The following is a 25,055-nucleotide window of genomic DNA, read 5'->3' as shown; positions in this document are numbered from 1 at the left end:
GGGGGTACACATGACACTCCAAGCTTTGATCTTCGATGTGGACGGCACGCTGGCGGACACGGAGCGGGATGGTCATCGCGTGGCCTTTAACGCTGCCTTTGCCGAGGCAGGGCTGGACTGGCACTGGTCGGTGGAGCTCTACGGCCAACTCCTGGCCATTACGGGGGGCAAAGAGCGCATTCGCCATTTCGTTGCAACCTGCCAGCCGCCGCTACCCCCTGGTGAAGATTTAAATGCCCTCATTGCCCGGCTGCACCAGGCCAAAACCCGCCACTACACTGCCCTATTGGCCCAAGGGGGGATCCCACTCCGCCCAGGGGTGAAGCGCCTCCTGCAGGAGGCCAGAGCTGCTGGGATCCGCTTGGCCATTGCCACCACCACCACGCCGGAAAATGTAACAGCCCTTTTGGAGCACACACTGCCGGAGAGCCTAAGCTGGTTTGAAGTGATCGCTGCCGGCGATATTGTCCCCGCCAAAAAGCCCGCCCCCGACATCTACTTCTACACCCTGGAACAGATGGGGCTGCCCCCCCAGGCCTGCCTGGCCTTTGAAGACTCGGAGAATGGGCTGCGCTCGGCCCAGCAGGCCGGTATTCCCACTGTGGTGACGGTAAACGACTATACCCGGGATCAGGATTTTTCCGGGGCGGCTCTGGTGCTGGATCACCTGGGGGAGCCTGAGGATCCGTTTCGGGTGTTGGCGGGAACGGTGGGATCCCACCGCTACTTCACCCTGGAGTTGGCCTGCCAAGTCCATGCCCAAGCCATTCCCTCTGAGGTGGGAAACTGATGTCAGCAGCAGAGCTCCCAGACCTGCAGCAGCGCCTAGAGGCTCATCTGCAGCAAGTGGCCCAGCCCCGGGATCCCGACTGGTCGCCCCTGGGCCATAGCCAAGTGGAGCGCTACATCCAAGAGCAGCTTTCTAAGTGGGGATCCCTGGAGTCCTTCCCCTTTGAGGCCGGTGGCCGCCTGCACCGCAACTGGATCTTGAAATTGCCGGGATCCCGTTCTGGCCGCCAACCCATCCTCATCGGAGCCCACTTTGACGCTGCCCCGGCAACTCCTGGAGCTGACGACAACGCCAGCGGCGTGGCGGTGTTGCTGGAGTTGGCCCGCCATTTTGCTGCCGAGCCGGCTTCTTCTCCGCTGTGGCTGGTGGCCTTTGACCTGGAGGAGCGGGGAATGGTGGGCAGCACAGCCTACGCCCGCTTTCTTAAACAGCAGCGCCAGCCCCTGCGGCTGATGCTCTCTCTGGAGATGCTGGGCTACCGGGATCCCACCCCCGGATCCCAGGACTATCCCGCCGGCCTTGAGAAGCTTTACCCCAACCGGGGAGATTACATTGGCCTTATTGGCAACTGGCCCACCTGGGGGGATCTGCTCAAGCTGCAGCGTGATTTTCAAAAAGTGGGGATCCCTTGTTGCTGGCTGCTGGCCGGGCAGCGGGGCTTGATCCTGCCTGCCACTCGCCTGAGCGATCACTCCCCCTTTTGGGATGCGGGCTACGCCGCCGTTATGGTTACCGACACCGCCTTCTTGCGCAACCCTCACTACCACAAGCCAAGCGACACCCTCGAAACCCTAGATCAAGACTTCCTGACGGGGGTCTGCCAGGGCTTGATGGCCGGGATCCGCTCGCTGTAGCTCTTCCAAACACCACAGTCGTTCAACAACAAGTAGCGTGCGTTAAGTCCTAACTCCCCTCTCTCTGGAAGGAGGCTGGGGGTAAGGGTAGAGTTGGCATCCTCAGCTAGAAATCGCAGGAGCCCCGCACTGTACCCGTAGGGTCAGTGTCGGGAGGAATGCGGAAGTTATGATAGAACCATGACCCAAGTCCTGACCGTCTCCTGTAAGCTCAAGGTGTCTCAGTCGCAAGCCGCAAAGTTGGATGCGACAATGGATGCCTTTGTGCAGGCGTTGAACTGGGTCAACCAAAACACACCAGAAAAAGTAGTCAACGCAGTCAAACTCCAGTCCCTTTGCTATTACCAGATTCGCGCTCGGTTTGGCTTGTCCAGTAACTTGGCTCAGCAGGTCTGCAGACGGCTGGCCGGTGCCCGTAAAGTTGCCCGACAGAAAAACCGTCCGGTCAAAGCGTTCAAGAGAGGCTTTGCGACCTACGATGCCCGTATCTTTTCGTTTCGCGAGAAAGACTGGACGGTGTCGCTGACCACGGTTGGGGGTCGAGAGCGCTTTGAGCTGGCGATTGGCCGTTACCAGAGAGAACAGTTGGCAGGCTCCAACCCCAAATCCGCCACTCTGGTCAAGCGCAAAGACGGTTTCTACTCCATTCAAATCTGTGTGGAAACGGAACCGTGCCCACCGCAAGGCACGGATAGAGTGCTGGGCGTGGATTTGGGAAGGACGGATATTGCTCATACATCGGAAGGAGATAACTGGAATGGACAGCAGTTGAACAAAGTCCGAGACCACTACTCTCGATTGAGGGCGGCACTCCAACGCAAAGCCAGTAAGGGCACACGCAGTTCGCGGCGCAGATGCCGTCAACTGTTGCAACGGCTGTCTGGCAAGGAGAGACGCTTTCAAGCGTGGGTTAATCATCGCATCTCCAAAGCTATTGTCTCCAGGGCAAAAGCTACCAACAGTGCTATCGCTCTGGAAGACCTGACAGGGATCCGGGAAAGGGTTAATCAACAGCCGCGCAGCAAAGCCGAGCGACGAAGGGCCAACAGTTGGGCGTTCTACCAACTACGCCAGTTTCTGGAATACAAGGCGAGGGTTGCAGGGGTTTCTCTGATTCTTGTTCCGCCTGCTTACACGTCGCAGACCTGCCACCGGTGTTTGCACATCCATCCCGACCCTGCGCAATCCTATCGCAGTGGTAAGTCGTTCAAGTGTGGGCACTGTGGATGGGAAGGAGATGCGGACTTGAATGGTGCAAACGTAATTGCGCTCTTGGGGGCTGTCGTAAACCAGCCTAGAGGTTAAGCCTACGGCTCGCTTCGCGAACGGGCCTGTTTTGTTCTCTGGTAGAGCAGAGCAGGCTCAGGGCTACTGAAAGCCCGCTCCGTACCGCTTTAGCGGTCGGAGTCGGGTAGTTTACTACGGAGATTTCTCCAGGGGGTTCGCGATTCTTCGACTGGATCCTTTGTTGATGAGGGGAGACAATAGACGAGAGTAGTAGCAGGGAAAAGGTTAAAAAACCTGCCTTGGCACTGTAAAACTCAGCAGGAGATTGCGTATGAGCGCTTTTGCCCAAGCTCCCAAAAAGTGTGTTTCCGCCGCCTTCAAAGAAGAGGGCAAGCTGCAAGAGTGTATCCAGCGACTTTTGAACCGTGGCATTCCCAACGATTGCATCTCCATTATTGGCCGCAACTTTCAAACCGAAGCCAAAATTACCGGGTTTATCACCCGCAAAGAGGTGGTTCTGGACGGTCTGACCAATGGGGCCATCTATGGATCCCTGTTCGGATCCCTGCTGGGGCTGCTCACTGGCGTGGGGGTGCTGTTCATTCCCTTTTTGGGGGCAGTGGTGGCCGCTGGGCCTCTGGGAGCCGCTTTGTTGGGGGCAACGGGCGGCGCTTTGTACGGAGCACTGGGAGCGGGCCTGGGATCCGCCCTGATTGCCTTGGGTATGCCGCAGGAGAAAGCCGCCATCTACCAAACCCGGGTACAGGCGGGCGAGTTCTTGTTGGTGGTGCAAGTACCGGAAGAGAAGTCGGGCGAAATTTACTTGCTGCTGCAGAGTGCTGGCGGAGAGGAAGTTTCCATTGCCGACTTGAACTTGCCCGGTGAGCCAGAGGGAGACTTAACCCCAGAGAGCATCTCGCCGGAAATCCGCGCTGACCTCTCGGAAGAAGCGCAGCAAACCTTTGTGGAAGCCTACAACCAAGCCAAACAAGAGAGCAATAACTCCACCCATGCACTCCTCAAAGCTTGGGAAAAGGTCAAGCAAATTTTCACACGAGATGAGAAAGGGATCTTCTCCAAACGCAAGCCCTAGCCCAAAAAGTTTCCGAAGTAGCGAGAGCACAGTAAAGCGCCATCTCGCCGCTCTGCCTGTACGTGTTCTGGGTCTGCTCCAATTTTTTAGCTGCAACCTTATATCCTGAGAATAGCCCGAAAAACTCTAACCTAACCTTGCAGGGGTGAGCCTATGGCTGCGAGTGACTTCAAGGATTATTACAAGATCCTGGGCGTCAGCAGAGATGCCTCTGCCGAGGAAATCAAGCGCGTCTATCGCAAGCTGGCCCGCCAGTATCACCCCGATGTCAACCCTGGGAATAAGGCGGCAGAGGAGCGCTTCAAGGAGATCAACGAAGCCTACGAGGTGCTCTCAGATCCGGAAAAGCGGCGGCGCTACGACCAGTTTGGGCAGTACTGGCAGCGGGTGGGTACTGGTTCTGCTGCTGGAATGCCTGGCATGGAGGGCTTCGCCCAGTACACCAGCTTCGAGGAGTTTATCAACGAGCTGTTGGGCCGTATGGGATCCCGCCGCAGCGGGTTCCAGGGCTTCGCCGGCGGCTTTGGGCCGTTTGTTTCGGTGGATTTGCCGGGGCAGGATGTGGAGGGCACTCTGGGTCTCAGCTGGGCAGAAGCTTTCCACGGCACCCAGAAACGGCTGAACCTAGATGGAGAAACGCTAACTATCCGCATTCCCCCCGGCGCTAAGCCGGGCAGTCGCATCCGCGTCAAGGGCAAAGGCCAGGTCAGCCCCTTTGGCGGGCCAAGAGGGGATCTCTACCTCACTTTGGAGCTGCCCCCCCATCCCTTCTTCCGCTTTGACGGAGACAACCTGCTCTGCGAGCTGCCCATTACTCCTGACGAGGCGGCTTTGGGAGGGACGGCGGAAGTTCCCACCCCTACGGGTCGCGTGCAACTGAAGATCCCTGCCGGGGTAGACAGCGGCCAAACCCTGCGGCTGCGGGGCCAAGGCTGGCGGGATCCCCAAGGCCAGCGGAGCGACCTGCTGGTGCGGCTGAAGGTGGTGGCGCCCAAATCCCTTTCCCAGACCGAGCGGGATCTCTACGAAAAGCTGCGCCAAAGCCGTAGCTGGGATCCCCGCGCCCACTTGCAGGAGGTGAGTCTATGAGTTTGGCCATTGTGCGGGTAGAAGAACGGCTCTATACCTTCGAGCAGGCCACGGAACTGCTGGGGATCCCTCCCCACCTGCTGGAATGGCTGCTGGCCCAAGGCTTAGTGGAGGCCGAGAGCAGCTACCTGACCCCCCAACAGCTCAGGCGGTTGTTGCAAATGAGCCGCCTACACCGAGACTTGGGGCTTAACTGGACGGGGGCAGCGATGGTCTTGGACATGGCTCAGGAAATTGCCCGGCTCAGGGGGCAACTGCGCCACTACCGCGGATTTTGAGGCTGCCCAGCTAACCCATCAAGGAGATAAACTTCGATGAACCCTATGGAACAGATCATCCGACGTAGCCAGGTGGTGGGCCTGCTGGCCCTCGATGGCAGCACTGCTACCGCATTGGGTACCGTAGAAGAAATCTGGGTTGACCCAACAGGGCGGGTATGCTACTTCACCAGCCAGCAGGGGTACACCCCCCTGGAGCAGATTTCTCTCATCGGGCCAGACGCGCTGCTGACCTACTCTACCGTTTTTGCTACCCCCCTAACCCCCATCAGCTCTCTTTACCGCCGCACAGTGCGCATTGGGAATCGAGAGGTCGGCTGGATTGAGGATTTTCTCTTCGACTGGGAGACCGGATCCATTGCCGCTTATATTCTGGGTGGCAGCATTGCCGAGCCTTGGGGGGGGCGTGCCGTTCTCCTACCTGAGGATGTGGAAGCCATTGATGTGGACGCGGTGGTGGTTAAGGAGGATGCTCCGCAGCGGCTGAAATCGGAAGCGGAAGGCTTAAAGAACTTTTGGAGCGAAAAATCTCGGCAGGTGAAACAGCTTATCCAGCGCATGGGGGATCGCCTCAAGGCGTTGGTTGGCCCACAGGATCCGCCGGAGGTGGTGCGCGTTAAGGTGAAGCAGGTGCGGGACGAGCTGGCCAAAGGGGGCAAGTTCGATCTCTCCCTACTGGACGAGGCGGCAGAGTTTCTGCAACACAAGTGGGAAACCTGGCAACATCGCCTCAGCCGCGCCGCTCAGCGCATGCAGGCTGCCCTTCAGGCTGCTTGGGAGAAGCTGACCGAATAGCAAAGAATGACTCTGCAACCTCTGGCCTGCGGTCGCCTCAGATGCTGCACATTTGCTTCCCAACTGCTTCCCAACTCCCCTCTTCCTCTGGGAAAGGGGCTGGGGGGCAACAGCATGAGGTGCTTGGGGAGTCCGTCCCACTGCTCGACCGGAACTGTTGCAAGCCAGTCCTCGACCAAACCCAGCTGACGGACGGCGGCTTTTTCGGCTACGATCTAAGATCGCTGTCAATGCTCGGATCAGGTTTCAAGACCCCCGCAGGGCACCTGTACGGCAGGGAGAAAGATGACTTACGCAATTGTGGAAACCGGCGGTAAGCAGCTTTGGGTGGAGCCGGGGCGTTTTTACGAGGTCGATCGCCTGGCGGAAGTGGAGGAGAACAGCCCCTTCGATTTGTCTCGTGTGCTGTTGATCAACCACGAGGGTCAGGTGACGTTGGGGCATCCCTACGTTTCGGAGGCGGTCGTCAGGGCACGGGTTTTACAGCATCGGCGCGGCGATAAAATCATCGTCTACAAGATGAGGCCAAAGAAAAAGACCCGCAAAAAGAGGGGTCATCGGCAACCGCTGACCCGTCTGCTGATCGAGTCTATTGAACTCAATGGGGTGCCCCTAGCCACGGCACCATCCCGTACGGAAGCGGCTCCAGAGTCTAACCCAGAGGCAGCCCCTTCGGCAGCGGCGACAGGGATCCCTGTGGATGAGGAATAAACTCTGAACTCAGGTGTCCTGAATCCCGATTTTTTTATCTCGTTTCTGTTGATCACGCAGTTGCATAGGAGGCGTTATGGCTCATAAGAAGGGAACGGGCAGCACTCGCAACGGTCGAGATTCCAATGCCAAGCGGCTGGGGGTGAAGCGCTATGGGGGCGAGCTGGTGCATCCCGGCCACATTCTGGTCAGGCAGCGGGGCACCAAGTTTCACCCAGGGGTGAACGTGCGCATCGGCGGCGACGACACCTTGTATTCTGTGGTCACCGGCATTGTGACTTTTGAGCGCTATGGCAAGTGGCGGCAAAAGGTGAGTGTCTACCCAGCTGAGGTGGCTGCCCAGTAGGGAAAGGCCCAGCTTTGAAACTGCCTGGGAGAGCATGACTCTAGTCAATAATAAGCTCAACTATACTGAAAATAATGTATAATATGTTCAGTACGGATTACTACCAGTTGATCTTTCTGTTTACTTTCGAGTCTGCCAACATGGTAGCCAAAGCAAAGCAGAAAATTGGTAGTAAGACGACACGGAAACTGCGCTTTGGGTATTCTACTCAAAGCTTTGCGGGATACCGCCATTCTGGTTGGAAACAAACAGAATGCTATCGCTGCATAGTTGAACAGTGATGTTCAGCAGTGCTCAGCGTAAATGTATCAGTTTCTTCCGCAAGAGAAGATTCTCGCTTCTGTCGACCAAGCTGCTTGCCGGGCTGAAAACTGTCTGCTCCAGAGCAGACAGGGTTTTGCTGTTGCTGATTCCTGAACTTTTTTCGTTCTTGAGGATTGGGGCCAGCCGGAAGAGAAGAGGAGCTAGGGATCCCTGACCACTTAGGGGCGAAAATGGCAAAAGCACGGAAGGCAGAAAGCTGATGCGGGTGTATTTGTTTCGCTGGGCAGGGTTGCTTCACCTCATTGCCGGGGTGATGTACCTCTACTGGCGACTGACAGCCGGGTTGATGGATTTGGGATCCCTTTTGTTTTGGGGGGCAGAGCTGTATGTTTGGCTGGCAGCGGTGGGCTTCACCCTCAGCCGCTATCCCCAGGTGCCGAGAGAGACGATCCCATCCCCGGAGGTTCTGCGGCGGTCGTTTTTCCAGTTACCGCGAGTGGATGTGCTGGTGATGCGCCAGTGGGATTCCGTAGAGGCAACCCGGCAGACGGTGCTCTCGGCTCTGCACCTCGACTACCCGTGGGAGCGGTTGTTTGTCCACATTGTGGATCGGGTAGAGGATGAGGAGATGGCCAAGGCGGCCCGGGCCATTCCCTGCGAATACTGGGCCTGCCCTAGCCCCACAGCCGACCCCCTGGCTTACGCGATGGGATCCCCTCATATCCAAGGGGAGTATCTGCTCCTGGTGCAGCCGGGCCATTTTCTCGAGCGGGACTTCCTGTGGCAGACCTTGCCCCACTTTTACAACTCGCCGGAGCGGGCTCCAATTGTCAACCGAACTGGCTTTGTGCAGGCAATGCTGCGCACCCTAGGCCAGCCCAGAGCCGTTCACCCACTGCAGCAGCTCTTGGCGGTGGGATCCCAGGGCTACCAGGCGGCACCCCTGTTGGGTTCTGGCTGTCTCATCCGGCGCAAGGCTTTGGAAGGGATCCCGCGGATCGACATTCGTCGCCCTGTGCAGTTGGGGTGTCAGATGCACTGCCGTGGCTGGCAATCTCAATTGGTTCGCCAAACCCAGGTTACGGGTGTTTTGTTGCCCTTGCGCAACCGCCGCGTTGCTTTGCTGGCTTTGTTTTCGGCCTTGAGGGAAAACCCCTTTTGGGGCAAGCCGACCACACAGCAGCAGCGCTTTCAATACCTGTGGCTGGCCCTCTGGGCTGCCGGTGGGATGGCGGAGCTGGTCTACTTGGCGGTGCCGATGGTCTTTCTCTGCACGGGGTGGATGCCGGTGCCGGCCTTTGACCGGGTCTTCTTCGCGTGGTTTTTGCCTTATGCTCTCCTAGGGCGCATCAGTTGGCTCTTGGCCTTTCCCCCGCATTTGTGGGGGGCAGCTTGGCAGTCGGAACGGCAGACGGGCAGCCAGTTTTTTCAGTCCATCCAGGCGCTGGTGCAAAGTCTGCAGGGAGTGCCCCCCTATCCCGAGCAGCCTTCCCAGCTCTCCTTAGGACCTCAGGCTCTGGCTATTGTGCTGACTTTTCTGGCTATGGGGGTGGGATCCCTGCGTTCTGCCGGCAGTTGGGATCCCTCTTGGCCTGAGCTGCTGTTTGGCTTGGTCTGGGCCTTCTACAACCTGATGATCCTGACGGTGCGCCCCGACGATCACGATTTTGCCGGCTTTGCTTTTCCCAGCAGCAGCGCCGCTGCGGCGACAGAAGAGAGCGCCGACCCATAGGCTGCCAAGCCAAGACAAGTTCATCGCAAAACCAAATCTCCACATCCATTCAGCTGCTGCATGGATGAAATGGCAGGCTGCCGCGGCAGATGGTGGGCAAACGCTATGCTGTGAGAAGTGTAGGATAAGTGGATCGGCACAGGTTGTCTCCAACTCTCCGGGGAGGTGTACCGGTGGAGAGGGGGGATCCCTGGCCAAGTCGCCCCTCCTGTTTGCAGGATTGAACGCGGTCTTCTAGGTTCAGAACGACACACCTGTGGAGTCAGAGAGACCCCCCCTTCGACTGCTCCCCCTGGGTACGGATCCCCGTCAACAGGGCTGTGCCTATTGGGTGGAGATGGGATCCCACCGTTTGCTTCTCGATTGCGGGTTGCCCGCTCCTGCCCTCTTTAAGGCTCTGCCAGGGATCCCGGATGCGGTAATCTGCAGCCATGCTCACTTTGACCATGTGCAAGGGCTACCTGCTTTTCATCGTCGTTACCCTCAGGTACCTCTCTACGCCACGCCGGTGACTGCTCATTTGGCCGCTGGTCTGTGGGAGTGTGGCGTTTGGCCAGGCTACGACCGGGACATTCGCTTTCCCCCCTTTCGGGCGCTGCCTTTGGGCCGGGCGCGAGAGATTTTGCCCCATCTGATGCTCACTTTCTTTGCGGCTGGGCATCTGCTGGGAGCGGCGGCAACCCTGCTGCAAAATACCCAAACCACTCCGGCCCAAGCCTGCGTGTACACGGGCGACTGTTCCCTGGCCTCAACTCGCTTTGCCCCCGGCTTGGATCTCATTGCTTTGCGCCACTGGCAGCCGGACGTGTTGCTCATCGAGGCTTCGCTGGGATCCACCCGCCATCCACCCCGTCGTCACCTGGAAAATCGCCTGGTGGAGCGGTTGCTCAGCGCCTTGGAAGCGGGGCAAACGGTGCTGTTTCCCCTGCCAGTGTTGGGGTTGGGGCAGGAGCTGATCTTTCTCCTCAAAGCCCACCACCGCTTTACCCAAGCCCCCCAAGAGCTCAAGATATGGGTGGCGCCGGGGCTGGCGGCAGGCTGCAATCTCTACGAGCGCTTGCTCACCTACCTGCCGGAGCCGGTGCGCAATTTCGCCACCTACCAGCCCTTGTTCTGGGAAGACCGCCTGCAGCCGCGGGTTCAGCCCCTTACCGAAGCGGATCCTCTGCCCCAAGGCTTGCTGCTGTGCGACGCCGATGCCGGGCCTGAGGCTTGGGATCCCATCTGGTCGAGATTGCTGGCCCAACCGCAGCGCTCCTGTCTGCTGGTGCGGCTGCCGGAAGTGGAGCTGGCCACCCCATTTGAGCGTTGGCCGGCGCCGCTGCGCTCCCGCATTGCCGTTGAATGGATAACCTGGCACAGCCACAACGATGTCGGGCATCTCACCCAGATCATCCACACCTTTCGCCCCCAGCATTTGGTCTTGGTTCACGCCGACCCCAAGCAGGCTCAGGATCTGGCGGATCTGCCGGAGCTGTGCAATCGCTACCATGTCCACTGCCCTCAGCCTGGGCATTGGCTGGAGTTGCCCGATGGCCGCCTGCAAACCCCGGTCAAGCTCCCGGATTCTCCTGCCGAGGTCACGGATCCCGCTGTGCGCTACGAGGGGGAGGTGGAAGAAGTTTGGCAGGAGCAGGGCTCGCCGCGGACTTTGGCGGGGGTACAGGTGCGTCTGCCGCCCCAGATCACCCAGGATCCCCGTTGGCCGGCCTGGGCCGATACCGGCCTGGTGGAAGCCCGCTGGCAGGGATCCGAACTGGTGCTGCGCGGCCTTTCTCCACGGGAGCTGATCCGCCCGGCAGAGGCTGCCCCTTCTCCAGCAGGGATCGTGCCGCGTCCAAAACAGCCTTCTGTATCCAGTCATCACGGTGGCAAAAAGTGCCAAAATTGTCGCTTTGCCCGCCAGATCTTGACTTCCCAAGCCCAAGCCTTTCGCTGCGATCAGGAACGCTCTCCCCTCTACCGCCTCAGGGTGGATCCCCAGGGGAGCTGCCCCTACCATCAGCCGCAGGAGATCCGCTCTTCCGGTTAGCCGTCAAGCCAGGGAAGCCCAAAGGCTAGAATGGGGCAAGTCGCGGTGCCAACCATGCTTGAGCAAGATTCCTGGGCAAATCATCGCCGTGGGCCGGTCGGATCCCTGGAGCGCCCAGCCGAGGCCTTGGCTGCGGCCAGCCCGCCCGTAGTGCAGATGGTTGGGGTGAACAAAGTCTATCCACTGCCGGAGGGCAGTTTTCAGGCCCTCTACGATATCGACTTGGCGATCCAGCCGGGAGAGTATTGCGCCATTATGGGGCCCTCTGGATCCGGCAAATCCACCCTGATGAACCTCATCGGCTGCTTGGATCGGCCCAGCTCAGGGCGCTACTGGCTGGATGGGGTGGAAGTTTCCACCCTGACCGATCGCGATTTGGCCCACATTCGCAACCAAAAAATCGGCTTTGTCTTCCAGCAGTTCCATCTCCTGCCCGTCCTGACAGCGCTGGAGAACGTCATGCTGCCCTTGGCCTATGCTGGGATCCCGGAGCCGGAGCAACGCCGGCGGGCCAAGCAAGCCCTAGAACAAGTGGGCTTGGGGAGCAAACTGCAGCAGCGTCCGGCCCAACTCTCCGGCGGCCAGCAGCAGCGGGTGGCGATTGCTCGTGCCATTGTCAACCGACCCCAACTGTTGCTGGCTGATGAGCCGACTGGGGCTCTGGATAGCCATACCGGCCAGGAAGTGCTGAACCTTTTTGCGGAGCTCCACCGGCAGGGCATCACCCTGGTCGTGGTCACCCATGACCTTGAAGTAGCCCAGGCCGCCCAGCGCATTATCCGGGTTGGGGATGGCCGTCTGCTGGATTGAGGAAGACAGGGATCCGCCTGGGGGCAGTTGGGTTCAGGAGAGTTCCCAGTTGCGGTGAACTGGCGTGCCGGATGGATCCCTGGCCTCACTTTGGGTGAAGGTCGAAGGGAATGTCTTAAACGGGCATGGGATAACCCTATCTAGGATGGCCCAGCTTGGGCTACTCTAAACGCAACTGAGGGCTTGGGAAGAGGATCCGTCCATGAAACTGATCGAAGATATCATCCGATTTTTGGAAACCCGCCTGGAGGAATTTCTCAGGGCCCACCCCGAGATCGAGCTGCAAGCCCTCGATGAGCAGTTGCGCCAGCAGGAATCGGATACCCTGCAGCTGTTGCAGGAAAGCCGCGTCCAAGAGGAGGCTCTCCAAAAAAGCATTCTCAACTTAGCCGAGGAGATTAAAACCTGGCACTTTCGCATTGAGAAGGCGCAGCGGGCCAATCGTCCCGATCTGGCCGAAGGAGCGCGACGCCGGGAGGCTGAGCTGTTGGAGAGGGGCAGCCAGCTATGGGGTCAAATGAAAGCCCAAAAGGAGAAAATCCAACAAATGGAAGCCCTGCTGCCGCAGATTCGCCAGCGCCGCCAAGAAGTGAAGGCTAAGCTGCAGGAGGTAAGAGCCGCGCAAGCCAAAGGCATCGACAACCCGGACCGGAATTTCAGCCCTTGGGGAAAACCTTTCGAGGCTTGGGATGAATTGGAAGAGCAATTTCGTCAGCTAGAGGTGGAAAACGAATTGAATGACACGAAGAGGAAGGTGCGGGAACAGCAGCGGCGGTAACAGCCTGACCCAAAATCTTGTTAGTTTGCTAATGTTGAATCCAGTCGCAACGGCCAAAATCGAGCTGGGCGGAACTTGTGATTTAAGCCCTTGGTCTCAAGAGCCATAGCCACATCATTTCCAGAACTTTCTCTGGCACCGACCGGGAAGAAAAGTCTCTTCTCTCCCCCAAGAGTGATACGCTATTGGGCATGAATGAGTTGTATCTGAATCACCCCACATTTGGTCTGCTCTACAGCCTGTGTCAGGTCGACGAAAATCAGGCTCTCTTCACCACTCTCTACGCCCAAAGGCTCTTTTTTCGGGTTTACTTCAGGCCGCCGGATAACAGCGGGGATCCTGCTGCCATGGAGGAGTTGGTCTTCGATCCGATTAGCCGTAATGAGGCTCGCCAGCTCATCGAAGAGCAAATGCGCCTGCTGCGCCGTGCTGCCCGCCAAGATGAGCTAGAACAATTGCAGTTGATCTACAAGCAAACCTTTTCCTGAAAGAGGGTTTTCTGAAGGTCTTGCAGGGCTCAGGACGAGGGTTTTGTTCCTCAGATAAGATAGCCACCTAAAACTGAGACAGAAAGCGCAGGTCGCTGGTATAAAACAGGCGGATATCCTGAATGCCGTGGAGGAGCATGGCCATCCGCTCAATGCCGATCCCTGCCGCAAATCCGGTGTAGCGCTCCGGGTCGTAGCCCACCGCTTGAAATACATTGGGATCCACCATGCCGCAGCCGAAGATTTCCAGCCATTTCGAGCCAAAGCGCACGTCCATCTCAGCAGAAGGCTCGGTAAAGGGAAAATAGCTGGGCCGAAAGCGGGTTTCTCGCTTGCCCAATAGGCGGGTGATGAAAGTGTTGAGGGTGCCCTTCAGGTCGGAAAAGGTGAGGTTCTCGCCCACCGCCAAAATTTCCATCTGGTGAAACACGGCGGAGTGGGTGGCATCCACGGTATCGCGGCGCATCACCCGACCGGCATGCACAATGCGCAGCGGCGGCTGGTGTTGCTCCATGTAGCGCACCTGCACCGAGGAGGTTTGGGTACGCATCAGGTAGCCATTGGCCAGGTAGAGGGTATCCTGCATATCCCGCGCCGGATGGTCGGCAGGGGTGTTGAGGGCCTCGAAGTTGTAGTACTCCGTCTCGAGCTCAGGCCCATGCACCACGGTGTAGCCCATTCCCACAAAGATATCGAGCATGCGGTCGATGGTGGCCTGCAGCGGATGGATCCGCCCCAGAGGCCGACGGGGCCCGGGCATAGTGACATCCAGGCGCTCTGCTTCTAGGCGGGCCAGCAGTTGAGCTTCACCAAGGGCCTGTTTGCGCTGCTCCAGACTGGATTGGAGGGCCTCTTTAAAGGTGTTGGCCAAAGCGCCAATGGCAGGCCGTTCTTCTGGGGGCAGCTTCCCCATTCCCCCCAAGATTTTGGAGAGCTTACCTTTCTTGCCCAGGTAGTCGATGCGGATCTGTTCCAGAGCCTCCAGACCGTCAGCTTGTTCCACTTGGGCGAGGGCCTCGCTTTGCAGGGTGAGAAGCTGTTGGCGAAGCGTGTCTTTTTCGTCTTGCATGGGGCCGATTCCAAGGGCAGAAGGGATCCCTGGGGTTGTGAGGAGTCCCTACAAAGGTATCACAGGAGGGAGCTCGGTCGCGCCTTTGCATCCGATGGGGTTGGTCGGCAGCAGGGGGAACCCTTTTGGGGAACTAGCTCTGAGGCGCCGAATCTGGCAACAGACACCCCAAAGCATCACACCCCGCCGGCCCCTCTGCTGTCAGGGTCAGGTTGCGGTCGTGGCGGGCCAGGGCCGCGAAGAAGTTATCTGTCCGCCGTCTCTGCTTGACCTCGGCCACCAGCCGCTCATAGGTGGGCTTGTCGATTTTCTCAAAAGGCAGGCGGGGGAAGGGGGCATCGAAGCGGGCCAGCAGCGCTGCGCTGATGTAGCCCTCGTCGTCGCGGATGGCTTCGTAGATACGGGATCCCAGAGCTTCCACCTCGTCCTCCCGCAGCTCGATGGTGGCGGAGGTGTTGTGGGTGGTGTAGTACTTCTGAACCTGCATATAGAAGTCAAACTGGGCCAGGGCCGAGAATTGCTCGATCTCGATCTGGCCAGCACCGGGCAGGTTGGCCCATTCTACTTCCACAGGCAGTTCCACCAGCCATTCGGTACAGCGGGGATCAAAGGGGTCGTTGAGCAAGTTCCCGTTTTCATCTTTGTCCGCCTGAGCAGGTACCACCGAGTAGCCATAGTCCAGACAGGCCAGCGCCACCGGGTCATTTTTGGCAAAGGTGATGCGGCGGATGTAGCGTTGGGCTTTGGGCGGGTGCCAGCCGGGAGAGGCGTTGGTGAGCAGCGACTTGGTGCCGGCGGGCTGAACCGTGGTGCAGCGGTTGGGGCGGCGCAGGCTGTGGCGGTCGCAGTAGTCCCAGACCACGCGGTGGACAATCTCCTTCCAGCGGCTGAGGTATTCCCGCTCCTGCTGCTTGAATTCCTTCCCGATGGGGGTATCGGGTCTCCCTTCCTGCCACCAGCGCAGCCATTCAACCCCAAAGGCTTTGACGCAAAAGTCGAACAGGCCTGTGAACGAGACGCCGACGATGGGATCCCATTCCCGCGAGCGCTGGAAGCGAGGTTCCACAAAGTGGTGGTGGAGCAGAGCTGCCACCGTGAGGGCTCCCGCCGTGAAGGCGTCTTCCTGCTCCTGCCAGTTCTGGGGATCCAGCCGGTTGAGGTGGATCTCGGCCAGATTGCAGTGGAAGTCGAATCCGATGATCTCGCCGCAGTTGTGGACGACTAGCCCGTTTGCATCAAAGCAGCTGGGGCCGGGCACGGTGCAGTCATAGACCGGTTCCACCCCGTCAGGCTCCAGCGCTGCAACCGTGACGGCAAACCGCTCTCGGTTAAGCCGGGGCTGATAGCTGCCCAGCAGTTCGCCTAGCTTCTGGGCTTTGCGGGGTTCGCGGAAGCCCACTACTGCTTGAAACTGGTGCAGGTTGTCCTTAGTGATAACCAGCTCGTGAGCGATAACCAGCTCGTGCTGCGCGGCTGGCTGGCGCTGGCTGGCGGGCAGCAGGTGATATCCAGCGGGACGGATGGCCGAGACAATCCCCAGGCGGGCAAGCATGCGCTGCACGGCTTTGAGGGTGTCCAGGTTGCTTTGGGAGAGCCGCACGCTAAGCCCCTGCACGCTGCCATCGGCATCAAACAGGCCGCACAAGAAGCCGCGGTGGAAATCGCAGCTGGTGGCCTCGACTGCCGCAGTCATTTCTTTCTGTCCTGGAGCTATGCCGAACTTGGCCGCCAGTCTTGCCAAGCCGGTGGAATGGATAACCCGACACTTCAGCTCAGGGTGATACCAGGTCTCTGGCCGGCGAGGTTCGCACCCCACCGCAGTTTGCAACCGCTGAACCGCATATGGGTTCATCTCGTCTTGGGTATCCTGCCAGTGGCGCAATACAGCTGTGTCGTTCCACTGGGTCGTCGCAAGGCTGCCGTTGCCCAACCAATTCCCCAGGAGCCAGCCTTCCTCCCAGGTTCCCTCACCATCCCACGGGGTTAGATGGCGATGGTTGTGCAGCAGGATGCGGTCGCCCGGGCGCAGGTCTTCTGCCGGCACCCATTCGGTGTACTGTGCCTTTGGGGTCTGGGCGATGACCTTGAGAACCCGATGGTTGCCTGTCAGCCGCAGAGAAAACCCCTCCTCGGTCAACAGCTTGAGCACGGGCTTGGTGCCAGAGTAGAAGAACCCGGCTGGCGTGGTGCTGAATAGCTCGCCGTTGACATAGGTGCTGTGCTGCTTGCCGATAAGGTCTTTCACCTGGCGCGGGCCGTCGCCGGTATGGATCCAGGTGTCGGCCGTAACGCAGGGGTTCAGCCCGTACCGTTGTACCCTATGCCATGCCGGGGGTTGGAGGAACGGAGAGTCGGTAGCTGCCTGCCGCTCTTCTATCCAGCGTCCGGCTCCCTCTGGCCCCTGCGAGGCATAGACGTCGAGGAACTCCCGCTTGAGCTCTGGGGTGTTGAGCAGGTCGGCGTTGGCCCGCGCTACAGCTTCCCCGGCCCACTGGATGGCGCCCTCACCGGAGTAAAACTGCTTGCGCACGGCCTCAATACATTCTTCCCGCGTCGGCTTGCGGTGAAACACCCGCGTGTGGTTGGCCATGCGCAGGGCATCTCGCTCGGGATCAATTCTCCAGTTGCCGTTTTCGTCCTGCTGCCAGAGGTTGTCTTTGGCGGTGGATCCCAGCTGGTCGTCGGCAGCAAACTGACGAATGCCAGCGCTACGACGAATGTTTCCCGCCACCACCACCACCGCCGCCTCGTCGATGAGCAGGCAGCATTCCACGGAGTTCAACTGCCGCCCTACTGCCCTGTTGAGGATGGCGGCACAGCGCTCGTACAAGCCGGGCAGCTTAATGGGGTTGGCCACGCCCCCAAATCCCTTCAGCCTCTCGCCGGCAGGGCGGATATCGCTCAGATCTACCGTCACGTCCACCTGACCGCCAAAGCCGGGATCCGAGGCCAGCTCCAGCAGCGCTTGGTAGGACTCCACCCAGCCGCGGCGGCTGTCCCCCACCTGGATGTGCACCTGGGATCCCTGCCGTTGGATGCGGGTGTGCTCCTGCCGCTCTTCGGGAGGGGTGGTGCCGATGGATCCCTTCACGTGAACCCGCAGGCGGTTGACAATGGGGGGCAACTGGCGGATGAACTGGGGTTCCAGCACCGCTCCCGTGCCGCAGCCCATCATGGCCAGATCCATCATCAGGCCAAAGGCCCGCCAGTCCACCACCGCCAAACTGGTGCAGTTGTAGGCGCCGGAGAAGTTTTCCGGCTTCTGGATCCAGTCGGTGCCCATCACCCACAAGGCTCGACCGGAGATCAACGCCTTCAACTGCCGCTGCAGACGTTCTACCAACTGCCGCTCCTGAGGGGTGAAGCGCCCCAACCGGGCAATATCGGCCAAGGTGCGATCGCAAACCTCGCTCCAAGTCTCGCGGCTGCCATCTGGGCGGCGACGGCTGTAGGTGCGGTAGAACACCGGGCTGGCCGCCGGGGCTGTGGCCGGAAACTCGCCCAGGGGCGCGGATCCCGTCGTCTGGGCGGGATCAAGTCCCTGCACTTCTTCGCTCTGTTCGCCTGAGTGGGACGAAGTCCACACCATAGCCACACCCCTCCTGCAAAGCTCCCCTGCTAAAGCTCGGTCGTTCCAACTTTTGAGTGCTGGTTGGCCCCGCCGACCCAATGCCCAACCACGTTATCACAATCTTCAGGGATCCGGTGTTGTAGGTAGTGTTGTGCTCTGAGAAGATCTTTAAGAGCCTCTAGGGATAGGGCAGGCCCGCTGTCTGCCGGGGGAGCCGCAAGGGAACGGAAGGCCCGGCAGAAGGGCTACAGTGGAGGAGAGGGATCCCAAGTTAAGGGGCTGCTTGTCGTCTTCAACGGCACCTTCCTGGGCCTTCTCCCCAGTGAGAGCTGTGTAAGGAGTTGTATCGTCATGACCAGTCGCCTGCGCATCGGTAGCTTGTGGGGGATCCCCTTTTTCATCGACTACACCTGGTTCCCGGCGGCCCTCCTGCTGGTGCTCTCCTACGGGGTGTTGACGGCGATGGGGTTGTTTCTTTCTCTGCTGGCCCATGAGTTGGCCCACAGCTTGGTGGCCCGCGCCTATGGGGTACGGGTTAACTCGATAACCCTATTTATTTTTGGGGGTATGGCGGCGATTGAGCGGGAAGTTCCCCGCCCCCTTGGGGCTTTTTGCGTGGCGGTGGCAGGCCCTCTCCTCAGCTTGGGTCTGTTTGTTTTCTTCAGCGTGGCCCGGGCTTGGGCTGTGCCGGAGTCGATGCTGGCCTCAACCCTCACCAGCTTGGCTGCCATCAACCTGACGATTGCCCTGTTTAACCTGCTGCCGGGCCTGCCTCTGGATGGGGGGCAAATGCTCAAGGCGGCCATCTGGGGTTGGACAGGGGATCGGCAAAAGGGTATGCTGTGGGCGGCCCGAGCCGGCCAGGGGGTGGGCTGGGGTTTGGTGGGGCTAGGTCTGCTGGTGGTATTTTGGGGGAGCCTCAACGGCCTCTGGGTGGGGTTGATCGGCCTGTTTATTTTGAACACCGCCCGCCGCTACAGCCAGTACGCGCAACTGCAGCAGGTGCTGGCCCGCCTGAAAGCTGCAGATGTGATGACCCGCCAGTTTCGGGTTTTGGACGCGAACATGAGCCTGCGGGAGTTTGTGGATCGCTATCTGGTGCCTTCTTCTCTCAGGCCGGAAGCCCCAACTCAACCGGCGGACGTTTATTTTGCTGAGGAAGATGGCCGCTACCGTGGGCTGGTCAGGCCAGAACTGCTCAACGACATCGAGCGCAGCCAGTGGGATCGCCTCACCCTCAAGGCTATTCTCAAGCCGATGGAGCAACTGCAGGGGGTACGAGAAGAGACCCCCATTCCCCAGGTAATTCAGATGATGCGCCAGGCAGAACCCCGCCGCATTTTGGTTTTCACGCCCACCGGCGCCATTGCCGGCTTGATCGATCGCGGGGATGTGGTGGCCATGGCTGCCCGGCAGTTGGGGGTCGTGCTGCCCCAAGAGGTGGTGCAGCGGGTGCGCGATAGCGAAGAATGGCCCCCTGGATTTCAGGTGGAGGACAATCTGGCCGGAGAGGGATCCCCCAGTCTGGCTTGGCAGGGATCCCCGGATTTCCATCAAGAGCCTTAGTTGGGGAGATGGGTGGACAGGGGGCGGCCCAAGGCGCCTAGGTTCTTCCTCTTCCACAAAAGGTTCCCCAAAAGGGGCGGAGCGTTTTGCCTCCGCAAGCCGGGGAGAGAAGGCCGAGAAAAGTAGTCTCAGATACTATTTCCCGGAGCCCTTCTCCATCTACAATTAAGACTGTTCTCCATCAGTTAAGAATTTTGAACCGCTCTCCTCGTCTTTTGCCCGCCTACACCCACCGACTGAGCAACGGGCTAGGCGTTATCGTTCATCCCATCCCCATTGCCGATTCTGTAACCGTTGACGTCTGGGTACGGACAGGTGGACGCCATGAGCCGCCGGAGTGGCTGGGCCTATCCCATTTTTTGGAACACATGGTGTTTAAGGGCAGCGAGCGGCTGGCTCCTGGTGAGCTGGATTGGGCCGTCGAAGGACGGGGCGGAGTTACCAATGCTGCCACCGGCCAAGACTACACCCATTACTACATTACGGTGGCTGCTGCTGACCTAGCGGATACCTTGCCCTACTTGGCAGAGGTGGTTTTGCGGGCCGGGATCCCAGATCTGGAGTTTGAGCGGGAGCGGCAGGTGGTTCTGGAGGAAATTCGCCGCGCCGCCGACAACCCTGATTACACGGCCTATCAGCTTTTGATGCAGACCGCCTATGGGGAGCATCCCTATGGACGACCGGTGTTGGGCACACCGGAAAGCTTGATGCAACTGACCCCTGAGGTGATGCGCGCTTACCACCGCGCTTGGTATCGGCCTGAATCCATGACGGTGGTGGTGACGGGTGGCATCGATCCCGAGCGGGCGTTGGCCTTGGTGGAGGAGCAGTTTGGCGGCCCTGCCGCCGGGCCAGCACCGGCCAGCCCCCCCATCCCGCCCCAGCCTCGTCCCCAAGGGATCCTGCGCCGGGAGAGCGACCATGCCCGCTTGGAGCAAGCCCGTCTGAAATTGGCCTGGCCTACTGTTGGCATTGACGATTGGCAGCAAGCCTGTGGCCTGGAGATGTTGGCTTCTGTGCTGGGAGATGGCCGTACTTCGCGGCTGGTGCATCTGCTGCGGGAACAGCGGGGCTGGGTGAGGGCCATTGGCTGTTCTTCGCTGGTGCTGAAGGAGGGGGGACTGTTTTGTATCGGCGCTCAGCTGGAGCCGGAGGATGTGGCGCGGGTGGAGGCGACGATTCTGCACGAGATCGAAAAGCTGCAGCAGGATGGCATCGGCCAAGCAGAGTTGGATCGCACCCGGCGTATGCTCACCCATGAGTTCCTGTTCTCCGCCGAGTCCCCCAGCCAATTGGCGGGCATCTATGGCTACTACGAGACGTTGGGCGGGGTGCAACGCATTCAAGAGTACCTGGAGCTGGTGCAATCCTTTACTCCGGCTCAGATCCGGGAGTTGGCCCAGCAGTACTTGTCTCCGGAGGCTTATGTAGTCACCGTTCTCAAGCCGACTGCCCTCGATCCAGCAACGGCTTTGGAGCTGCAACTGGCCTGTCGGTGAGCGCTGCCTCGACGCTCTGGACTCTTGACTTTCGGATTTTGGACGGGATCCCTTGCCTGCATGAACTCTGCTCTGCTTGCCACCCAACGTGGCCGTTTACAGCGCGTCCTTTTGGCCAATGGCATCACGCTGTTGCTGGGCCAGAACCCAACGGTGGAGATCTTGGCTGCCCACTGTTTTTTCCGCGGTGGTAGCCGGGCAGAGCGGCCGCAACAGGCGGGGGTGAGCCACTTGATGGCGGCTGTCCTCACCAAAGGCACGCATCGGCGCAACTCCCAGGCCATTGCTGCTGCGGTGGAATCGCTGGGAGCCTCGCTATCGGTGGACAGTTCTGCCGACTATTTCGAGGTGAGCCTGCGCTGTGTGGCTGCCGATTTCCCGGAGTTGCTGGATTTGCTTGCGGAGACGCTGCGGGATCCCAGTTTTCCTGAAGAGGAGGTGGCGCGAGAGCAGGGGTTGATGCTGCAAGCCATTCGCGCCCAGCAGGAACGGCCTTTCAGCCTAGCTTTCGATCAGGTGCAACAAGCCCTCTATGGGGATCATCCCTACGCCCTGCCGGGGTTGGGACGGCTGGAGACGGTGGGATCCCTGACCCGCGAGGATTTGGTGGCCTATCACGCGGCCTACTGTCGTCCAAATGGAATGGTGATGGTGGTGATCGGCCCAGAGCCGCCGGAGCAAATGGCTGCCCAGGTGGAAGCGGCTTTGGGGGACTGGGTTGTTCCCGGCCCCTCTCCAGAGGATCGGGATGTTCCCCTGCCCCCTCTGAGGGATCCCCAACTGCTGAGGTTGCCCCAGCCCACTCAGCAGACGACGATCTTGATCGGGTTTCGCGGATCCCCTGCTGCTTCTGCGGATTATCCGGCCCTGAAACTGTTGGCCACCTACTTGGGCAGCGGTCTATCCAGCCGTCTGTTTGTGGAACTGCGGGAGCGCTGTGGCCTGGCCTATGAGGTCTCGGCTTTTTTTGCCACCCGCCGGGATCCCGCCCCTTTTGGGGTTTACATGGGCACTGCAGCAGAGAACACCCAGGTGGCTCTGGAACGCCTACAAGCAGAAATCCACCGTCTGCAGGCCAATCCGCTCGACCTGGTAGAGGTGGAAATGGCGCAGCGCAAACTTCTGGGCCAGTATGCCCTCAGCAAACAAACCAATGCCCAGGTGGCTCAACTGGCGGGCTGGTACGAGATTTTGGGCTTGGGCATGGAGTTTGACCGGCAGTATTTGCAGAGGGTCAGGCAACTCACCCCAGAGCAGCTCCATCAAGCCGCAAAAACCTACCTGACCCCCCCGGCCATTGCTCTGGTGGGGCCGGAAGCCGCCTTGGCAGAGGTTGAGCTGGTGTTTTAAGCTGAGCAAACCATGAGGAAAACTAAGATCTGGCAAACATGGCCATTTCGATTCAAACGGGGACATTGCGCCCACACCTCAATAAAACACCTAAATAAAAAATGTTGAAAATGTTGAATGCGCAGTGCCGGAAAGCTTTTTTAGGAGCCCATGTGTCTCACCCTGGCCTGAAGTAACCATAACTCTGGATTGAGGTCACGATTGTGGGTCAATCTCGAGATGTCCAAGAAAACGATGGGGATCGTTTCTGAATAGCAGCCCTCTGAGAAAACTGGCGTTTTTCCTTTCTTTATCTTGCTTGAGCTTTTTGTGGCTGGTAGGCACAGCAGATCATCTGCAGGGGATACCCAAAAAGAGGGATCCGTGCCGCTTGGGCGGCTGGAAAAGCGGTTTTCCTTTGCGTTTTGCCCCTACTGGCGTCCCTTTCGGCGGCCCCTGCGTACCCACCACGGACTGTGGTCCGTGCGCGAAGGGATCCTGATCCGACTTACAGATCGGGAGACAGGCTGTCAGGGATATGGGGAAATTGCTCCCATCCCTTGGTTTGGCAGCGAGACCTTAGAGCAGGCTCTGGCGTTTTGTCGGCAGTTGCCCCCTCTTTTGTCGGAGGCGCATATTTTGGGGATCCCAGAAGCACTGCCGGCCTGCCGGTTTGGGTTGGAAGGCGCTTGGCTGGCCTGTCGGGATCCCGATTGGTTGAACAAGGATCTCTCTCTACTCTCTTTCTGTGAACTTTTGGGGGAGACCCTGCCGCCGGAATCTTACAAGGACTCCTACAAGGACTCCGTCCCACTCACGCGGTCGGTGTACAAGCTCAAGGTGGGGAGGGATCCCATGCAGCAGGAGTTGGAGAAGCTGGAGCAATGGCTGGAGCGGTTGCCACCAGGATCCCATCTGCGTTTGGATGCCAATGGGGGACTAGGGCTTGCGGAGGCCCACCGGTGGCTGATGGTTTGTGATCGGCTCAACCAGGCCTCGCCGGTCAAGATTGAGTTTTTGGAGCAGCCTCTGCCGCCGGATCAGCACGCCCATCTGGTGGAGCTCAGCCGCCAGTACCAGACCCCCATTGCTTTGGATGAATCGGTGGCCTGCCTGGAGCAGTTGCAAGCGATCCATCGGTCAGGATGGAAAGGGATCCTGGTGGTGAAGCCATCTTTGGTGGGCTCCTGCATCGCGCTGCGAGAGTATCTCAGCCGCCATCCCGGCCTGGATCTGGTTTTTTCTTCGGCGCTGGAGACTGCCATCGGCGCCTGGCACGGGTTGGCTTGGGCGGGATCCCTGCAAGCCAAAACCGCCTCTCCCCGGGCCGTGGGATGGGGGGTAGGGGAGTTTTTCCAGGAAGGGGATCCCCTGACCTTGACCCAGCTCTCAGCCCAGGAGCGGGCTGCCCTCATACAGGCGGTGTGGGAGCGCTACAGCCGGCCCTAGACTGCGGCGGCCTGTTGTTTGGCGTATTCCTGCCGCAGATAGGCCTGGATAAAATGCATCAGCTCCTCCGGCTCGCCGTTCATAAAGGCCTCGACATTGTAGGTTTCGGCGTTGGTGCGGTGATCTTTGATCAGCTTGTAGGGATCGAAGGTGTAGGTGCGAATACGCCCCCCAAAGCCCTGAGTCACCATCTCGCCGCGAATCTCGGCCAGCTTTTGTCTGCGTTTTTCTTCTTCCATCTCGATCAGCTTGGCCTTCAAGATCTGGATGGCTCGCTCTTTGTTTTGCAGTTGGGAGCGCTCCTCGGTGCAGCGCACGGCAATGCCGGTGGGCTTGTGGATCACCCGCACCGCTGTTTCCACTTTGTTCACGTTTTGGCCACCTGCCCCACCTGAGCGGGAGGTCTCGAACTCCAGATCTTCCATCTTCAGCTCATACTCGCTTTCCTCTTCCAGAATCGGCATCACCTCTACGCCAGCAAAGCTGGTTTGCCGTTTGCCGTTGGCGTTGAAGGGGCTGATGCGCTCCATGCGGTGGTTGCCCTTCTCGGCAGAAAGATACCCATAGGCGTAGGGGCCTTCGATCAGCAGGGTGGCGGACTTGATGCCGGCTTCAGCACCTTCGGAGTATTCCGAGAGGCTGACCTTGTAGCCCTGGTTTTCGGCCCAGCGGGTGTACATTTTCAGGAGCATTTCCGCCCAGTCCTGGGCATCGGTTCCCCCTGCGCCGGCGGTGATGGTGAGGATGGCACCGTTTTTGTCGTAGGGGCCGGAGAGCAGTTGCTGCAGCTCCCACTGGCCCAACTCCCGCTCCACCACTGCCAGGGATCCTGCTGTCTCGGCTAGGAGTTCTGGATCGGGCTCTTCTTGGAGCAGCTCGAGGGCGCTGGCGGCATCTTCCAGGCGATCCTTCCAGCGGTGCACCTGATCCCAGGAGGCCTTGAGGCTGTTGAGCTTTTGCAGGTGGCGGCGGGCTGCCTCTACATCATTCCAAAACTGCGGCTGCGAGGCTTCTTGCTCTAGGATGGCAATCTGTTGCTCCAAGTGGGGCAGGTCAAAGATAGTCCTGAGCGTTGCTCAGGCGCAAGGTGAGCGATTCTAGGGTGCGTCTTAGATCGGCAAGTTCCATAGAGAGCAGCAAGCTGTTTGCGCGTCGGATCCCATCCTAACCTGTGGGCCGGCAACTCAATCAAGGGATGGAGCCCTTCTGTGGGGCAGTTCCTGGCCGTTCCCATTGCAACAGCATTGCGATCCCTTGTCCATAGCAACAACCCCGCCAGAGGCAG

General features: G+C 59.4%; 20 protein-coding genes and 2 pseudogenes. 19 read left to right on the top strand and 3 right to left on the bottom strand.

The annotated features are described in order from the left end of the window. Nucleotides 1–10 precede the first annotated feature (10 nt). The 15 genes and pseudogenes from ACVWZU_RS08325 (at nucleotide 11) to ACVWZU_RS08255 (ending at nucleotide 13,287) form a co-directional block, all read left to right on the top strand. Complete coding sequence (locus ACVWZU_RS08325; protein WP_414407863.1) at nucleotides 11–790, top strand: HAD family hydrolase; 780 nt, start codon at nucleotides 11–13, stop codon at nucleotides 788–790. Beyond that, nucleotides 790–1,644, top strand: a complete 855-nt coding sequence (locus ACVWZU_RS08320) for a M28 family peptidase (RefSeq protein ID WP_457444318.1) — start codon at nucleotides 790–792, stop codon at nucleotides 1,642–1,644. The genes ACVWZU_RS08325 and ACVWZU_RS08320 overlap by 1 nt, the downstream gene beginning before the upstream one ends. 180 nt (nucleotides 1,645–1,824) lie before the next feature. After that, nucleotides 1,825–3,059, top strand: a pseudogene (locus tag ACVWZU_RS08315) (RNA-guided endonuclease InsQ/TnpB family protein). A gap of 143 nt (nucleotides 3,060–3,202) precedes the next feature. Beyond that, nucleotides 3,203–3,964, top strand: coding sequence for a ChaB family protein (locus tag ACVWZU_RS08310; protein WP_457393650.1), 762 nt, complete (start codon nucleotides 3,203–3,205; stop codon nucleotides 3,962–3,964). Nucleotides 3,965–4,117: 153 nt separating this feature from the next. Further along, a complete protein-coding gene (locus ACVWZU_RS08305) occupies nucleotides 4,118–5,053 on the top strand; it encodes a DnaJ C-terminal domain-containing protein (protein ID WP_457444316.1) in 936 nt (311 codons plus the stop codon). After that, on the top strand, nucleotides 5,050–5,331 hold the full coding sequence (locus ACVWZU_RS08300) for a chaperone modulator CbpM (RefSeq protein ID WP_011432385.1): 282 nt from the start codon (nucleotides 5,050–5,052) through the stop codon (nucleotides 5,329–5,331). Before ACVWZU_RS08305 ends, ACVWZU_RS08300 begins: the two co-directional genes overlap by 4 nt. Before the next feature lie 45 nt (nucleotides 5,332–5,376). Further along, nucleotides 5,377–6,126, top strand: coding sequence for a PRC-barrel domain-containing protein (locus ACVWZU_RS08295; RefSeq protein ID WP_457384160.1), 750 nt, complete (start codon nucleotides 5,377–5,379; stop codon nucleotides 6,124–6,126). Nucleotides 6,127–6,411: 285 nt separating this feature from the next. Beyond that, complete coding sequence (gene rplU / locus ACVWZU_RS08290) at nucleotides 6,412–6,837, top strand: 50S ribosomal protein L21 (protein WP_457444314.1); 426 nt, start codon at nucleotides 6,412–6,414, stop codon at nucleotides 6,835–6,837. A 76-nt stretch (nucleotides 6,838–6,913) separates the two neighbouring features. Further along, nucleotides 6,914–7,183 (top strand): 50S ribosomal protein L27, encoded by a 270-nt coding sequence (gene rpmA / locus ACVWZU_RS08285; RefSeq protein ID WP_011432382.1) that lies wholly within the window; start codon nucleotides 6,914–6,916, stop codon nucleotides 7,181–7,183. Nucleotides 7,184–7,269: 86 nt separating this feature from the next. Then, nucleotides 7,270–7,453: pseudogene (locus tag ACVWZU_RS08280) on the top strand (hypothetical protein); the annotation flags it as partial. 253 nt (nucleotides 7,454–7,706) lie between these two features. Beyond that, entirely contained in the window at nucleotides 7,707–9,179 is a 1,473-nt protein-coding gene (locus ACVWZU_RS08275; RefSeq protein WP_457444312.1) for a cellulose synthase, read from the top strand. A gap of 256 nt (nucleotides 9,180–9,435) precedes the next feature. Further along, entirely contained in the window at nucleotides 9,436–11,211 is a 1,776-nt protein-coding gene (locus tag ACVWZU_RS08270; RefSeq protein WP_457444310.1) for an MBL fold metallo-hydrolase, read from the top strand. A gap of 54 nt (nucleotides 11,212–11,265) precedes the next feature. Continuing rightward, on the top strand, nucleotides 11,266–12,021 hold the full coding sequence (locus ACVWZU_RS08265) for an ABC transporter ATP-binding protein (RefSeq protein WP_011432379.1): 756 nt from the start codon (nucleotides 11,266–11,268) through the stop codon (nucleotides 12,019–12,021). Between the two features lie 202 nt (nucleotides 12,022–12,223). Continuing rightward, entirely contained in the window at nucleotides 12,224–12,799 is a 576-nt protein-coding gene (locus ACVWZU_RS08260; protein ID WP_414329872.1) for a TIGR04376 family protein, read from the top strand. A 191-nt stretch (nucleotides 12,800–12,990) separates the two neighbouring features. Then, entirely contained in the window at nucleotides 12,991–13,287 is a 297-nt protein-coding gene (locus ACVWZU_RS08255; RefSeq protein ID WP_011432377.1) for a PipX family protein, read from the top strand. A gap of 67 nt (nucleotides 13,288–13,354) precedes the next feature. Here the strand turns inward: ACVWZU_RS08255 and pheS are convergent, their stop codons facing one another. Continuing rightward, nucleotides 13,355–14,356 (bottom strand): phenylalanine--tRNA ligase subunit alpha, encoded by a 1,002-nt coding sequence (pheS, locus tag ACVWZU_RS08250; RefSeq protein WP_011432376.1) that lies wholly within the window; start codon nucleotides 14,354–14,356, stop codon nucleotides 13,355–13,357. Between the two features lie 133 nt (nucleotides 14,357–14,489). Further along, complete coding sequence (nrdJ, locus tag ACVWZU_RS08245) at nucleotides 14,490–17,945, bottom strand: ribonucleoside-triphosphate reductase, adenosylcobalamin-dependent (protein ID WP_457444308.1); 3,456 nt, start codon at nucleotides 17,943–17,945, stop codon at nucleotides 14,490–14,492. A gap of 333 nt (nucleotides 17,946–18,278) precedes the next feature. On the opposite strand from nrdJ, the gene ACVWZU_RS08240 reads away from it, so the two are divergent. The 4 genes from ACVWZU_RS08240 to ACVWZU_RS08225 all read left to right on the top strand — a co-directional run bounded on the left by ACVWZU_RS08240 (nucleotide 18,279) and on the right by ACVWZU_RS08225 (nucleotide 23,770). Continuing rightward, nucleotides 18,279–19,493: a site-2 protease family protein gene (locus ACVWZU_RS08240; RefSeq protein ID WP_414418684.1), complete on the top strand. Its 1,215-nt coding sequence runs from the start codon at nucleotides 18,279–18,281 to the stop codon at nucleotides 19,491–19,493. Between the two features lie 194 nt (nucleotides 19,494–19,687). Beyond that, nucleotides 19,688–20,992: a M16 family metallopeptidase gene (locus ACVWZU_RS08235; RefSeq protein ID WP_457444306.1), complete on the top strand. Its 1,305-nt coding sequence runs from the start codon at nucleotides 19,688–19,690 to the stop codon at nucleotides 20,990–20,992. Nucleotides 20,993–21,052: 60 nt separating this feature from the next. Next, on the top strand, nucleotides 21,053–22,342 hold the full coding sequence (locus tag ACVWZU_RS08230) for a M16 family metallopeptidase (protein WP_457444304.1): 1,290 nt from the start codon (nucleotides 21,053–21,055) through the stop codon (nucleotides 22,340–22,342). Nucleotides 22,343–22,651: 309 nt separating this feature from the next. Next, a complete protein-coding gene (locus ACVWZU_RS08225; RefSeq protein ID WP_457402362.1) occupies nucleotides 22,652–23,770 on the top strand; it encodes an o-succinylbenzoate synthase in 1,119 nt (372 codons plus the stop codon). Here ACVWZU_RS08225 and prfB read toward each other — a convergent pair. Next, a protein-coding gene (gene prfB / locus ACVWZU_RS08220; RefSeq protein ID WP_414344353.1) for a peptide chain release factor 2 occupies nucleotides 23,767–24,898 on the bottom strand; the annotation gives its coding sequence in 2 pieces (ribosomal slippage) (nucleotides 23,767–24,825 and nucleotides 24,827–24,898; 1,131 coding nt in all). The genes ACVWZU_RS08225 and prfB overlap by 4 nt on opposite strands. Between the last annotated feature and the right edge of the window lie 157 nt (nucleotides 24,899–25,055).

The sequence above is a fragment of the Thermostichus sp. MS-CIW-26 genome (assembly GCF_054059115.1).
The sequence above is the reverse complement of the archived record's forward strand: the minus strand, read 5'-3'. Positions and strand labels throughout refer to the sequence as shown.

Excerpts from the sequence above, each read along its gene's own strand:
- ACVWZU_RS08325 (WP_414407863.1), top strand. The coding sequence starts at position 11 with ATGACACTCCAAGCTTTGATCTTCGATGTGGACGGCACGCTGGCGGAC.
- ACVWZU_RS08320 (WP_457444318.1), top strand. The coding sequence starts at position 790 with ATGTCAGCAGCAGAGCTCCCAGACCTGCAGCAGCGCCTAGAGGCTCAT.
- ACVWZU_RS08310 (WP_457393650.1), top strand. The coding sequence starts at position 3,203 with ATGAGCGCTTTTGCCCAAGCTCCCAAAAAGTGTGTTTCCGCCGCCTTC.
- ACVWZU_RS08305 (WP_457444316.1), top strand. The coding sequence starts at position 4,118 with ATGGCTGCGAGTGACTTCAAGGATTATTACAAGATCCTGGGCGTCAGC.
- ACVWZU_RS08300 (WP_011432385.1), top strand. The coding sequence starts at position 5,050 with ATGAGTTTGGCCATTGTGCGGGTAGAAGAACGGCTCTATACCTTCGAG.
- ACVWZU_RS08295 (WP_457384160.1), top strand. The coding sequence starts at position 5,377 with ATGGAACAGATCATCCGACGTAGCCAGGTGGTGGGCCTGCTGGCCCTC.
- rplU (WP_457444314.1), top strand. The coding sequence starts at position 6,412 with ATGACTTACGCAATTGTGGAAACCGGCGGTAAGCAGCTTTGGGTGGAG.
- rpmA (WP_011432382.1), top strand. The coding sequence starts at position 6,914 with ATGGCTCATAAGAAGGGAACGGGCAGCACTCGCAACGGTCGAGATTCC.
- ACVWZU_RS08275 (WP_457444312.1), top strand. The coding sequence starts at position 7,707 with ATGCGGGTGTATTTGTTTCGCTGGGCAGGGTTGCTTCACCTCATTGCC.
- ACVWZU_RS08265 (WP_011432379.1), top strand. The coding sequence starts at position 11,266 with ATGCTTGAGCAAGATTCCTGGGCAAATCATCGCCGTGGGCCGGTCGGA.
- ACVWZU_RS08260 (WP_414329872.1), top strand. The coding sequence starts at position 12,224 with ATGAAACTGATCGAAGATATCATCCGATTTTTGGAAACCCGCCTGGAG.
- ACVWZU_RS08255 (WP_011432377.1), top strand. The coding sequence starts at position 12,991 with ATGAATGAGTTGTATCTGAATCACCCCACATTTGGTCTGCTCTACAGC.
- pheS (WP_011432376.1), bottom strand. The coding sequence starts at position 14,356 with ATGCAAGACGAAAAAGACACGCTTCGCCAACAGCTTCTCACCCTGCAA.
- nrdJ (WP_457444308.1), bottom strand. The coding sequence starts at position 17,945 with ATGGTGTGGACTTCGTCCCACTCAGGCGAACAGAGCGAAGAAGTGCAG.
- ACVWZU_RS08240 (WP_414418684.1), top strand. The coding sequence starts at position 18,279 with ATGACCAGTCGCCTGCGCATCGGTAGCTTGTGGGGGATCCCCTTTTTC.
- ACVWZU_RS08230 (WP_457444304.1), top strand. The coding sequence starts at position 21,053 with ATGAACTCTGCTCTGCTTGCCACCCAACGTGGCCGTTTACAGCGCGTC.